The 13,317-nt window shown below is 71.6% G+C and carries 10 protein-coding genes; all 10 read left to right on the forward strand.

Annotated features, from left to right (window positions below; translation table 11 throughout):
- Nucleotides 1-16: 16 nt before the first annotated feature.
- Genes WAB15_RS02245 through WAB15_RS02290 form a run of 10 tightly spaced genes read left to right on the forward strand, consistent with a single transcriptional unit; the run spans nucleotide 17 to nucleotide 13,313 of the window.
- A complete protein-coding gene (locus WAB15_RS02245) occupies nucleotides 17-2,197 on the forward strand; it encodes a bi-domain-containing oxidoreductase (protein WP_407285091.1) in 2,181 nt (726 codons plus the stop codon).
- Nucleotides 2,194-4,182 carry an alginate lyase family protein gene (locus WAB15_RS02250; RefSeq protein WP_407285092.1) on the forward strand — a complete coding sequence of 663 codons (1,989 nt, stop codon included), beginning with the start codon at nucleotides 2,194-2,196 and terminating at the stop codon, nucleotides 4,180-4,182. Before WAB15_RS02245 ends, WAB15_RS02250 begins: the two co-directional genes overlap by 4 nt.
- A gap of 9 nt (nucleotides 4,183-4,191) precedes the next feature.
- Complete coding sequence (locus WAB15_RS02255; RefSeq protein ID WP_407285093.1) at nucleotides 4,192-5,712, forward strand: right-handed parallel beta-helix repeat-containing protein; 1,521 nt, start codon at nucleotides 4,192-4,194, stop codon at nucleotides 5,710-5,712.
- Nucleotides 5,713-5,767: 55 nt separating this feature from the next.
- Nucleotides 5,768-7,018 (forward strand): O-antigen ligase domain-containing protein, encoded by a 1,251-nt coding sequence (locus tag WAB15_RS02260; RefSeq protein WP_407285094.1) that lies wholly within the window; start codon nucleotides 5,768-5,770, stop codon nucleotides 7,016-7,018.
- Nucleotides 7,019-7,020: 2 nt separating this feature from the next.
- The gene (locus tag WAB15_RS02265; RefSeq protein ID WP_407285095.1) at nucleotides 7,021-8,298 is read left to right on the forward strand and encodes a glycosyltransferase; all 1,278 of its coding nucleotides are present in this window, start codon (nucleotides 7,021-7,023) and stop codon (nucleotides 8,296-8,298) included.
- Nucleotides 8,295-9,530: a class I SAM-dependent methyltransferase gene (locus WAB15_RS02270; RefSeq protein ID WP_407285096.1), complete on the forward strand. Its 1,236-nt coding sequence runs from the start codon at nucleotides 8,295-8,297 to the stop codon at nucleotides 9,528-9,530. Before WAB15_RS02265 ends, WAB15_RS02270 begins: the two co-directional genes overlap by 4 nt.
- Nucleotides 9,527-10,354: a glucose-1-phosphate cytidylyltransferase gene (locus WAB15_RS02275; RefSeq protein WP_407285097.1), complete on the forward strand. Its 828-nt coding sequence runs from the start codon at nucleotides 9,527-9,529 to the stop codon at nucleotides 10,352-10,354. The genes WAB15_RS02270 and WAB15_RS02275 overlap by 4 nt, the downstream gene beginning before the upstream one ends.
- Nucleotides 10,351-10,998 carry a PIG-L deacetylase family protein gene (locus WAB15_RS02280; RefSeq protein WP_399148013.1) on the forward strand — a complete coding sequence of 216 codons (648 nt, stop codon included), beginning with the start codon at nucleotides 10,351-10,353 and terminating at the stop codon, nucleotides 10,996-10,998. The genes WAB15_RS02275 and WAB15_RS02280 overlap by 4 nt, the downstream gene beginning before the upstream one ends.
- 3 nt (nucleotides 10,999-11,001) lie before the next feature.
- Complete coding sequence (locus tag WAB15_RS02285; protein ID WP_407285098.1) at nucleotides 11,002-12,027, forward strand: NAD-dependent epimerase/dehydratase family protein; 1,026 nt, start codon at nucleotides 11,002-11,004, stop codon at nucleotides 12,025-12,027.
- Nucleotides 12,028-12,059: 32 nt separating this feature from the next.
- Nucleotides 12,060-13,313, forward strand: coding sequence for a DUF4910 domain-containing protein (locus WAB15_RS02290; protein ID WP_407289141.1), 1,254 nt, complete (start codon nucleotides 12,060-12,062; stop codon nucleotides 13,311-13,313).
- Nucleotides 13,314-13,317 lie beyond the last annotated feature (4 nt).

Genomic DNA, 13,317 nt, shown 5'->3' on the forward strand with positions numbered 1-13,317 from the left:
AACAAGAGGAGCTCGGGTGAGACAGGTTGTGCAGAACTACAAGAGCGGCGAGCTGGCGGTGCTCGACGTGCCGGTGCCGGGGTGCAAGCCGGGCGGTGTGCTGGTCCGCAGCGCCTACTCGCTGATATCCACCGGGACCGAATTGATGAAGGTGTCCGAGGCCGGCATGTCGATGCTGGGCAAGGCCCGCTCCCGGCCGGACCAGGTGGCCAAGGTCATGCAGAGCGTGGCCACCAACGGGGTGCCCGCCACCTACCGCAAGGTGATGGGCAAGCTGGACTCCTACACACCGCTGGGCTACTCGCTGTGCGGGGTGGTCGAGCAGGTCGGCACCGGGATCGACGATGTGAAGGTCGGCGACCTCGTGTCCTGCGCCGGCAACGAGCACGCCTTGCACGCCGAGCTGAACTGGGTGCCGAAGAACCTCTACACCCCGGTGCCGGACGGCCTGGCGCCGCGGCACGCGGCCTTCGGCACCGTCGGGTCGATCGCGATGCAGGGCGTCCGCCAGGGCGAGCCACAGCTCGGCGAAGTGGCACTGGTCATCGGTCTCGGTCTGATCGGGCAGCTGGTGGTGCAGCTCCTCACGGCCTCGGGAGTCCGCGTCGTCGGCGTCGACCCCGACCCGGCGCGCTGCGAGCTGGCCGAGCGGCTGGGCGCCGCGGCCTGCGGCGATCCCGAGTCCGCGGCCGTCGAAGCCGCCGTCGCCGAACTCACCGACGGGCACGGCGTGGACCAGGTGTACCTGGCGGCCGGCGGCGGCAGCAACCAACCCGTCGAGCTGGCCGCCCGGCTCTGCCGGGACCGCGGCCGGGTCGTCGACATCGGCAAGTGCCGCCTGGACCTGCCCTGGAACGCGTACTACGAGAAGGAGCTCGACGTCCGGTTCTCCCGCTCATACGGCCCCGGGCGCTACGACCCGGAGTACGAGCTGGAGGGGCGCGACTACCCGATCGGCTATGTGCGCTGGACCGAGCGCCGCAACCTGGCCTGCTTCCTCGATCTCCTCGCCCGCGGCCGCGTCGACGTGGAGCCGCTGGTCTCGCACATCGCCGACTTCGATGACGCCGTCGAGACGTACCAGCGCCTGAAGGACGGCGACCTGAAGGCCGTGGCCGTGCTGTTCCGGTACCCCGAACAGAAGGGGGAGGCGCAGGCTCCGGAGGTGGCGGTTCCCGCGGTGCGACGCGGCGGCCAGGCGTCCGCCCCTGCCCGGTCGGCCAATTCGCCGGTGCGCCTCGCGTTCGTCGGCGCGGGAAACTACGCGACGTCGATGCTGCTGCCGCACCTGGCACAGCGCGACGGCGTCGAGTTGTCGACGGTCGTCACCACGACGGCGCTGTCCGCGGCCAACGCGCAGCGGAAGTTCGGCTTCGCCGAGGCGACCACCGACCTCGACGCCGTGCTCGGCGACAAGTCCATCGACGCGGTGTTCGTGGTCACCCGGCACAGCTCGCACGCCGAACTGACCCGACGGGCACTGCTGGCCGGCAAGGCGGTGTTCGTGGAGAAGCCCCTGGCCCTCACCGAGGACGACCTGGCGGGCGTGCTCGCGGCGGTGGAGGAGTCCGGCAACGACCGGCTCCAGGTGGGCTTCAACCGCCGCTTCGCGCCGCTGCTGCAGGAGGCGAGGAAGCGGTTCGGCGACCGGACCGGTCCGGCGAGCCTCCGCTACCTGGTCAACGCGGGCCGACTTCAGCACGGCAGCTGGTATCTCCAACAGGGCACCGAGGGCTCGCGGTTCGCCGGCGAGGGCGGGCACTTCATCGACACGGCGAGCTGGCTGCTCCAGGCCGACCCGGTCTCGGTGTACGCGACCGCCACGTCCGGCAACGAGGACCTCCAGGTCGTGCTGCGCTACCCGGACGGGTCCACGGCCACCATCAGCTACGTCACCACCGGCTCGCCCGGCTTCCCCAAGGAGACGCTGGACCTGGTCGCGGACGGCAAGGTGCTACGGCTCGACGACTTCGTCCGTGCCTCGGTCTACGGCCGTAAGCGGTGGGTCAGTTCGCGGCTGCCCAAGGCCCGGGACAAGGGCCAGAACGCCGAACTGGCCGCGTTCATCAAGGCCGTGCGGACCGGCGGGCCGATGCCGGTGCCGCTGGAGTCGCTGGCCGCCACCACGGCGGCCACCCTCGCCGTGCAGGCCGGGCTGGCCGGCGGCGCGCCGGTGACGTTGGCGAGGACGCGATGACTGTGAGCTCGGGGAGTCCGGGCTGGTACCTGCGGCGGCTGTCCCGGATGGGACCGCAGGAGGTCGCGGGCCGGGTGGGCGACGCGGTGCGCAGACGGCGGTGGCGGTCGGCGCGGCCGGACTGCCCGAGCGTGACCGGCGCCCGGTTCACCGCGGTCCTGCCCGCCGGGACGATCGCCGCGGTGCCACCGGACGCCGCGAAACGTCTCATCGCCGAGGCGGACCGGCTGATGGCCGGGTACGCCGAGTTCTTCGGGGTGGACCGCGACGACCTGGCCGCCCCGGACTGGTGGTACGACCCGAAGACCGGGCGCCGGGCTCCGTGGGGTTACGCCTTCGACGTGCCGTACCGGAACGAGGACGCGGTCGGGGACATCAAGCAGATCTGGGAGCTGTCCCGGCATCAGTACCTCACCGTGCTCGCCGCCGCCTACGCGATCACCGGGGACGAGCGGTACGCCGAGCGCGTGGCCGAGCACCTGCGGTCGTGGTGGGCGGCCAACGCGCCACTGCGCGGAGTGCACTGGACCAGCGGCATCGAGCTGGGGATCCGGCTGCTGTCCTGGGTGTGGATCCGCCGGTTGCTCGACGACTGGCCGGGCGCGGCCGGGCTGTTCGAGGACAATCCGGTGGCGCTGAACCAGATCTGGCATCACCAGCGCTGGCTGGCCGCCTTCCCCAGCCGGGGGTCCTCGGCGAACAACCACGTCATCGCAGAGGCCGCCGGGCAGTTCGCAGCGGCCTGCGCGTTCGGGTGGTTCCCCGCCTCGGCGCGTTGGCGAGCCGACGCGCTGCGGTCGCTGGAGCGGCATCTGCGGGGCAACACCTTCGCCTCCGGCCTCAACCGCGAGCTGGCCACCGAGTATCACGGACTGGTGCTGGAACTCGGCCTGGCCGCGGTGGCCGAGGCGGATGCCGCCGGCGTGCCGGTCCCGGCGTCCGTCCGGCTGGTGCTGCTGCGGATGACCGACGTGCTCGCGGCCATCGTGGACAGCCGGCTACGGCCCCCGCGCCAGGGGGACGCGGACGACGGGCACGGTCTGGTCGTGGACGGCGCGGGCACCGACCGCTGGGCCTCGCTGCTGGCCACCGGGGACGCCGTGTTCGGCCGGCTCGCCTGGTGGCCGGCGGTGACCGGCACCGATGTGCGCACCCCGCTGCTGGCCGCGCTCATCCGGCCGTACTCGAAGGACAGCACCGCACCGGCCGTGACCCGCCCGGCAAGCCGACCGGCCCACTTCGCCGACGCGGGCATGACCATCCTGCGCGGTCCGGAAGAGACGGCAGAGATCTGGTGCCGCTGCGACGGCGGTCCGCATGGCTTCCTGTCCATCGCCGCGCATGCCCACGCGGACGCGCTGTCCGTGGAGGTCCGGCACGACGGGGTCGACGTGCTCGCCGACCCGGGGACGTTCTGCTACCACGGGCAGCCCGAGTGGCGGCAGTACTTCCGCTCGACCCTCGGCCACAACACCCTGCAGCTGGACGGCGGTGACCAGTCCGTCTCCGGCGGCCCGTTCCTGTGGACCCGGCATGCCCGCAGCCGCGTCCTGGCCGTGGACACATCCGTCGCCTCCGACGGGGGGACGGCCCGCTGGTGCGCCGAGCACGACGGTTACCAGCGCTCCGTGCATCGCCGCCGGGTGGAACTGACGGCCGCGAGCCGGGAGTTGAGGGTGGTCGACGAGGTCCACGGCCCGCACCGAGCGAAGGTGCACCTGGCGTTCCACCTCGGCCCGGCGATCGCCGCGGACCTGGTGGGGAACCGGGCGGTGCTCACCTGGACCCGGGACGGCGAGGCCCGCTCCGCGGTGCTCGACCTGCCCGGGCAGCTGAGCTGGCGGGCGCATCGCGGCGAGAGCGACCCGCCGCTGGGCTGGTACTCCGCCGGCTTCGGGCGCAAGGAACCCACCACCACGCTGGTCGGCACCGGCTTCGCCGACGGCGCGGAGGGGTTCACCACCGTACTCAGGTTCCGCGGCTAGGGAGGACGCGTGGTGATCAAGAGGCGGCACTGGGCGTTACCGATGGCACCGCTGGCCCTGCTGGCGACCGGCTGTGTGAGCACGCCGGGCGCCCCGGCGGCGGAGCCGACCGTTGCGCCCTCCACGTCCGTGGCCCGGGCCCGGGTGTGCGCCAAGCCCGCGGCCGGGCCGGCCAAGGCGCCGGCGGGCGCGGTGACGGTCGACCCCGCGGTGGTCGGCGACCTGGTTGCGAAGACCCGGAGCAACCCTCCGAGCACCACGTTCTGGCTTCGACCGGGCAAGCACAGGCTTGAGCGGGATCGCTACTCCCAGGTCATCCCCAAGCAGGGGAACCGCTATCTCGGCGCGCCCGGCGCGGTGCTCGACGGCCGGAAGACCAACCAGTACGCGTTCGGTGGTACCGCCCGCAACGTCACCATCCGCTACCTGACCGTGCAGGGGTTCGTCGCGCCGCAGAACGAGGGCGTGGTCAACCATGACTCGGCCGACGGGTGGGTGATCGAGCACGCGACGATCCAGCACAACTCCGGCGCCGGGCTGATGGCCGGTGCCCACCAGCGGGTCCGCGCCAGCTGCCTGCGCGGCAACGGAGAGTACGGAATGAACGCGTACAAGGCCGGCGACCCCATCCGCGGCCTGGTGGTCGAGGGCAACGAGATCGTGGGCAACAACACCGACGACTGGGAGCGGCGCAAGCCGGGCTGCGGCTGCACGGGAGGCGTCAAGTTCTGGGCCGTCAACGGCGCCGACGTACGCGGCAACTGGGTGCACGACAACCGCGGATCGGGGTTGTGGGCGGACACCAACAACAACGACTTCCGCATCGAGGACAACGTGCTCGAGGCCAACGACGGTGCCGCGCTGATCTACGAGACCAGCTACAACGCGGTCATCCGGAACAACACGATCCGGCGGAACAACTGGGTCGAGGGCCGCAGGTACGCCGACCGCGACGACAGCTTCCCGCTCGCGACCGTCTACCTGTCCGAGTCCGGCGGCGAACCACGGATCCGAGCCCGCACGGACAAGATCGAGATCTACCGGAACGTGCTGGAGAACAACTGGAACGGGATCACCCTGTGGGAAAACGCCGACCGGTTCTGCAACAGCCCGGCCAACACCTCGTCCGGTGACTGCACATTGCTGGCGCGGCGCCCCGACCGTTGCGCGCGACCGGCGATCGCCCACGCACCGCTCTACGCCGACTGCCGGTGGAAGACCCAGCGGGTGGACATCCACGGCAACCGCTTCGTGCTGGACAGGTCCGTCGTCGACTGCACGGTGAAGTGCGACCGCATGGCGATGCTGGCCAACTACGGCACCTATCCGGACTGGTCGCCGTACCAGGGTGAGCGGGTGGCCGAGGCGATCACCCGCAAGCAGCACAACCGCTGGCACGACAACGTCTACCTCGGACCATGGAAATTCGTCGCCCACGACCCGAGCCGGATACTCGACTCCGGGCAGTGGCAGGGCATGCCGTACCAACAGGACGCGGGCAGCACCTTCGACCCGCGGACCGGTGGTTGAGGTGGGCGGCGACCTGAGGCGCGGTGGGCCGGCGGGCGGACCGGATACGGCGGGCATGCCGCTCGGCGCCGAACCGCGCCCTGCCGGCACACCGAGGATCGTCGGGATCGTCTGGGGGTTGCTGATCCTCAACACGCTCGGCTCCGCCGGGGCGGTGACCATCATCCCGCTGCCCCGCTCCCTCATCCAGTTGGTCACCATGGGCGCGCTGGCCGCCGCGTTCGCGCTGGCGCTCGCAGTCAATCTCCGGCTGCACATCCGAGCCACCGCCTTTGTCTTCTTGCTCACCCTGCTGCTGGTGCCGAGCGTGATCTCCAGCGCGCACCTGGAGTCCGGGTTCGGCGCGCTGTTCCGCTGCGCCCGGCTGGCTCTGTTCGTCGGGACGCTGTGGCTGCTCAGCCGATGGTGGGACGGCGGCCTGACGTTCGTCCGGCACCACATCCGGATGTACTTCGCGGTGCTCGGGTCGGTGGCCGCCGGCGCGGTCATCTCACCGGGCGCGGCCCTGCCCGAGCTCTACGGCGGTCGGCTGGTCGGCGCGTTGTGGCCGCTCACCCCGCCGCAGATCGGCCAGTACGCCGCGGTGATCATCGGGCTCACCGTGCTGCTCGTACTGGGCCGCCGGACCGACAGGGCCGGCGCGGCGGTGGTCATCGTGCCGTCACTCGTCCTGCTCGTGTTGACCCATACCCGGACGGCCACGCTCGGCCTGTTCATCGGGCTGGCGTTGGCGCTCGGCTCGCTCGTCCTGACCAGCGGCGCCGCCCGCCGGTTCTTCGCCTGGGCGGTGCTGTGCGCCGCCGTGGCCACGGTGGGGTTCGGCTCCGCGCTACAGGCGTGGTTCCTGCGCGGACAGAGCCAGGAGTACTTGTCCAGCCTCACCGGTCGGGCCAAGGTCTGGGACGCCCTGCTGGCAGCCCCCCGGTCGACCTCGGAGCAGCTGTTCGGCGTGGGCCTGGGCGACAAGTCGTTCGGCGGGCTGCCGATAGACAACAGCTGGCTGGCCGTTTACCACGAGCAGGGTCTGGTCGGCATCGCCATCGTGGCGGCGATCATCATCGTGCTGGGCGGCGTCGCGTTGCTGCGGCCACCGTCGCTGCCGAGGGCCTGCGCGATCTTCTTGATCAGCTACTGCGCGATCGCGTCGTACACCGAGGCAGGGCTGGGCGACGCCTCGCCGTATCTGCTGCATCTGGCACTGGCCGCCTCGCTGCTGGCGGCACCTGCCGCGGTCGCGCCCCTCCCGACGCCCGAAGTTCCCCGACGACGTATCCCGCGCTGGGCCCGGGATCGGGAGGTGACCTGAGCATGCACGTCCTCGTGGTGCACAACCGCTACTCCTCGGCGCAGCCGAGCGGGGAGAACAAGGTCGTCGACCAGGAGGTGGGGCTGCTGCGCGCGGCCGGCCACCGGGTCGAGCTGTTCGAGCGGCGCAGCGACGACATCGCCGCCCGGTCCCTGCCGGGCAAGGTCGCGGTGCCGCTGCTGGTGCCGTGGAACCCGGCGGTCCGCTCGGAGCTCGCCGCCCGGCTGCGCACCGAGCGGCCGGACGTGGTGCACATCCACAACGTCTTCCCGCTCCTCTCCCCCGCGGTGCTGGCCGCCTGCGCCGACGCCGGCGTGCCCGCCGTCGCCACGCTGCACAACTACACCCAGGTCTGCCCGCCCGGCACGCTGCAACGGGACGGCCGGCCGTGCACCGAGTGCGTCGGGGCGGCGCCGCTGCCCGCCGTCCGGCACGGCTGCTACCGCAGCTCCCGGCTTGCGACGGTGCCGCTCGCGGTCAGCCTGTCGGTCAACCGGCGGCGGTGGTGGTCCGGCGTTACGCGGTTCTTCTGCATCTCCGCGGCGCAGCGCGACGTCCTGGTGCGGGCCGGCATGCCGGCCGAGCGGCTGGTGGTGAAGCACAACTTCGTGCCCGACCCGGGCGCCTGCCGAGAGGGCGCCGGCGAGCATCTGCTCTATCTCGGCCGGCTCGCCGAGGCCAAGGGTGTGCGGCTGCTCATGGCCGCGTGGGACGAGATCGCAGCGAGCGGCGGTGTGGGCGTGCCGCTCGTGATCGCCGGCGCGGGGCCGCTGGAGCGAGAGGTGACCGCCTGGGCGGCGGGCCGGGACGACGTGCGGTACGTCGGCCTGTTGGACCCGGCTCAGTGCCGACAGGCCGTCGCGCGGTCGGTCGCCGTGGTGGCTCCTTCGACGTGGCTGGAGGCGTTCGGCCTGGTGGTCGTGGAGGCGATGGCGGCGGGGGTCCCGGCCGTCGCCGCCGGTCACGGCGCCTTCGTCGAACTCGTCGAGGACGGGGTGACCGGGCTGCTGCACCGGCCGGGCGAGGCAGCCTCGCTCGCGTCCTGCGTGCGCCGGATCGCGGCCGAGCAGGACCGCAACCAAGAGATGGGCCAGGCGGCCCGACGCCGTTACGAGCAGGGATTCAGCCCGGCCGTCGGCCTTGAGCGCCTGGTGGAGGGGTACCGCACCGCGATCGCGGGTCGGTCCGGCGGCGGGGACAGCCCGCCGCCGGTAGGGGATGGAAACACTGGCTCGCGGTGGGGACACCCGCGCGAACAGGGGGATGGGGACAGTAGATGACACGATGCCGACTCTGCGGCTCGGAAGCGATGGCGAGCGTCGTCGACCTCGGGGCGACGCCACCATGTGAGAGCTTTCTCGCCGCGGACCAACTGGACAAGCCGGAACCGGCGTACCCGCTGCACCTGCGGGTCTGCACCGACTGCTGGCTCGCGCAGATACCTCCGCTGATCACGCCGGAGGAGACGTTCAGCGAGTACGCGTACTTCTCCTCCTTCTCGACCTCCTGGGTGGAGCACGCGCGCACGTTCGTCGCCGATGCCGCAGCGCGGCTCGGTCTCGGCGACGACGCCTTCGTGGTCGAGGTCGCGAGCAACGACGGGTACCTGCTGAAGCACGTCGCGGACCGGGGGATCCGCTGCCTCGGCATCGAGCCGTCGGTGAACGTCGGCGCCGCGGCGCGGGACGCGGGTGTGCCCACGCTCACGGAGTTCCTGTCCCCCGACACCGGCTCGGCCGTCCGCGCCGAGCACGGCCCGGCGGACCTGGTCGTGGCCAACAACGTGTACGCGCACATCCCCGACGTGGTCGGGTTCACCCGGGGGCTGCGCGCCCTGGTCGCCGACGACGGCTGGGTCTCCATCGAGGTGCAGCACCTGCTGACCCTGATCGAGGACAACCAGTACGACACGATCTACCACGAGCACTTCCAGTACTACACGGTCGCCGCCGCGATCCGGGCCCTCGCGAGCGGCGGACTCGCGCTCGTGGACGTCGAGTTGCTGCCCACGCACGGCGGCTCCATCCGGCTGTGGGCCCGGCCGACGGAGGTGGCCGGCGAGCCGACCCAGCGGGTGACCGACGTGCTGGCCCGGGAGAAGGCCGCCGGGCTGCAGGAGCTGTCCGGATACACCGAGTTCTCCGCCCGGGTGGCCAAGGTCCGCCGGGACCTCCTCAAGTTCCTCATCGAGGCGGCCGAGCAAGGCGAGACGGTGGTCGGCTACGGCGCCCCCGGCAAGGGCAACACCCTGCTCAACCATTGCGGGATCCGGCCCGACCTGCTCGCGTACACGGTCGACCGCAACCCCTACAAACACGGCAGGTTCACCCCGGGCACCCGGATCCCGATCCTGCCGCCCGAGCAGATAGCCGCCGACAAACCGGACTACGTCCTGGTCCTCCCGTGGAACCTGCGGGCCGAGCTGGTCGAGCAGCTGTCCTTCGTGCACGACTGGGGCGGCCGCCTGGTCTTCCCCATCCCGGAACTGAGCATTGTCGAGGTCACGTCGTGAAGGTCGTACTGTTCTGCGGCGGTTACGGGATGCGGATGCGCAGCGGATCCTCCGACGACGTGCCCAAGCCGATGGCGATGGTCGGTCCGCGGCCGCTGATCTGGCATGTCATGCGCTACTACGCGCACTTCGGGCACACGGAGTTCATCCTGTGCCTCGGCTACGGGGCGCACCACATCAAGAACTTCTTCCTCAACTACGAGGAGACGACGTCCAACGACTTCGTGCTGCGGGGCGGGCGGACCGAGCTGCTGTCCACCGACATCTCCGACTGGACGATCACGTTCGCACAGACCGGTGTCGAGTCGCCGATCGGGGAGCGGCTGCGGCGGGTGCGGCACCATCTGGACGGCGACGAGATGTTCCTCGCCAACTACGCCGACGTGCTCACCGACGCCCCGCTGCCACAGATGATCGACTCCTTCGCCAGGCGCGACGCCGGTGCGTCGATGATGGTGGTGCCGCCGCAGTCCTCGTTCCACTGCGTGGACCTGGGCGAGGACGGCCTGGTGGGGGGCATCACCGCGGTGAGCGAACTGCCGCTGTGGGAGAACGGCGGCTACTTCGTGCTCCGCCAGGAGGTCTTCGACCACATCCCGGAGAACGGGGACCTGGTCGCCGACGGATGCGCCCAACTCGCCAAGCGCGGCCGGTTGGTGGCGCACCAGCACCGCGGCTTCTGGAAGCCGACCGACACCGTGAAGGAGCGGGCCGCGCTCGACGCCGCCTACGCCCGGGGCGACCGCCCGTGGGCCGTGTGGGAACGGGACGGCGCGGGGGCGAGCGCGACCGGCGGCAGGGACTGCGCCGGAGCGAGCGCGTGATCCGGCTCGGGGCCGGGCGCCTGGACCGGATCGTCGCGGTGGGCGCGCACTGCGACGACATCGCCATCGGCGCCGGCGGCACGCTGCTGACGCTGTGCCTCACGCGGCCGGGTCTCCGCGTCGACGCGCTGGTGCTCTCCGGGGGCGGCAGCGAACGCGAGCAGGAGGAGCGGGCCGCGCTCGCCGCCTTCTGCCCGGACGCCGACCTGCGGCTGACCGTGCTCAAGCTGCCGGACGGGCGGATGCCCGTGCACTGGGACGAGGCCAAGGCCGCGGTCGAGGAACTGCGCGGGCAGACCGAGCCCGATCTGATCCTGGCCCCGCGTACCGATGACGCGCACCAGGATCACCGCGGCCTGGCGAAGCTGATGACGACCGCGTTCCGCGACCACCTCGTGCTCGGCTACGAGATCGTCAAATGGGACGGCGATCTCGGCCGTCCGTCGGCGTACCAGCCGCTGTCGCCGGAGATCGCCGAGCGGAAGGTGCGGCTGCTGCAGGAGCACTATCCCTCGCAGCGGCACCGCCCCTGGTACGACCGGGAGGCCTTCCTCGGGCTGGCCCGGATCCGCGGCATCGAATGCCACGCGCGCTACGCCGAGGCGTTCGCCGTCACCAAACTCACTCTCGACCTGGGGGAATGAACCTTGCGCGTACTACTCACCGGACACCAGGGCTACCTGGGCACCGTGATGGCCCCGGTACTCGCGGCCGCCGGCCACGAGGTCGTCGGACTCGACGCCGGCCTGTTCGCCGACTGCGTGCTGGGCCCGACGCCCGCGGACCCTCCGGGGCATCGGGTGGACCTGCGCGACGTCACGGCCGACCACGTGGCCGGGGTGGACGCCGTGATCCACCTGGCCGCGCTGTCCAACGACCCGCTGGGATCGCTGGCGCCGGAGCTGACGTACGACATCAACCACCACGCGTCCGTGCGGCTGGCCCGGCTGGCCCGCGACGCCGGAGTGCGGCGCTTCCTGTACGCGTCGACCTGCTCGGTCTACGGCGCCGCCGGCGGTGACGACCTGGTGGCCGAGGACGCCCCACTGCGGCCGGTGACGCCGTACGCGGAGTCCAAGGTGCGCGTGGAGGACGACCTGCACGCGCTGGCCGACGGCGACTTCAGCCCGGTGTACATGCGCAACGCCACCGCCTTCGGCCACTCCCCCCGGCTGCGCGCCGACATCGTGCTGAACAACCTGGTGGGGCACGCGCTCCTGTCCGGCGAGGTGCTGGTGCTCTCCGACGGCACCCCCTGGCGCCCGCTGGTGCACGCCGCCGACATCGCACGGGCCTTCGCGGCCGCGCTGACCGCGCCGCCGGAAGCGGTGCACGACCGGGCGTTCAACATCGGCAGCGAGATCAACAACGTCACGGTCGCCGAGATCGCCGAGCAGGTCGCCGAGGCGGTGACCGGCGCGAAGGTGGTGATCACCGGGGAGAACGGTGCCGATCCGCGGTCGTACCGCGTGGACTTCTCGCGGTTCCGCACGGCCATACCCGGCTTCGACTGCGAATGGACGGTGAAGCAGGGCGCGCTCGAACTCGCCGACGCCTACCGGAAACACGGGCTGACCCGGGAGGACTTCGAGCGACGCTTCACCCGGCTGGCCGTGCTGCGCGCGGCGTCCGACGCCGGTGCCGTCGACGACACCCTGCGGTGGCGCCGGTGACCACGCGTGTAAGAGAAGGCGCCGGCGAAGAGATGCACGCACTGGTGGAGCGGCTGTACCCGCTGTGCCGGAGCATCACCGGCGACGGTGTGCGCGCCACCCTGGACATCGTCGGCGAGTACATCCCGCTGCAGGTGCACGAGGTGCCCACCGGGACGCAGGTGCTCGACTGGACGGTGCCGCAGGAGTGGAACATCCGGGACGCGTACATCGCCGACCCCGCCGGCAAGCGGGTCGTCGACTTCGCCGCGTCCAGCCTGCACGTGCTCGGCTACAGCGTGCCGGTGTCGGCGACCATGCCGCTGGCCGAGCTGCGCGGACACCTGCACACCCTGCCGGACCACCCGACCTGGGTGCCGTACCGCACCAGCTACTACAAGCCGGAATGGGGGTTCTGCCTGGCCCAGGAGACCCTGGACGCGCTGCCGGACGGCGAGTACGAGGTGCGCATCGACTCCACACTCGCGGACGGCCACCTCACCTACGCCGAGCACGTGGTCCCCGGGCAGGTCCCCGACGAGGTGATCGTCTCCTGCCACGTCTGCCACCCGTCGCTGGCCAACGACAACCTGGCCGGCATCGCGGTGGCGACGTTCCTGGCCCGGGCGCTGGCCGAGCAGACGCCCTACTACACCTACCGGTTCATCTTCGCGCCCGGCACCATCGGGGCGATCACCTGGCTGGCCCGCAACGCGGAGCGGGTGGAGCAGGTCAAGCACGGACTGGTGCTGGCCTGCGCCGGCGACTCGGGCTCGCTGACGTACAAGCGGAGCAGGCGCGGCGACGCGGAGATCGACCGGGTGATGCGGCACGTGCTCACTGCCTCCGAACGCCCGCACCGCGTCGCCGAGTTCACTCCGTACGGCTATGACGAGCGGCAGTTCTGCTCGCCCGGGTTCGATCTCGGCGTGGGCTCGCTCAGCCGGACCCCGTACGCCGGCTACCCCGAGTACCACACCTCGGCGGACAACCTCGACTTCGTCTCCCCGGAGGCGATGGCGGACACGCTCGCCGTCTGCCGCGAGGCATTCGCCGTCCTCGACCGCAATCGGCGGTACCTCAACCTCAGCCCCTACGGCGAACCGCAGTTGGGCCGGCGCGGGTTGTACGACGCGCTCGGCGGCCGCAGCGACACCAAGCAGGCCCAGATGGCCATGCTCTGGGTGCTCAGCCTCTCCGACGGCGAGCACAGTCTGCTGGACGTCGCCGAGCGGTCCGGGCTGCCGTTCAGCGCCGTCGCCACCGCGGCCGACGCCCTGCACGGCGCCGGTCTGATCAAGGCATGACGCG

This window comes from Streptomyces sirii (assembly GCF_045690365.1).
Classification (GTDB): domain Bacteria; phylum Actinomycetota; class Actinomycetes; order Streptomycetales; family Streptomycetaceae; genus Streptomyces; species Streptomyces sirii.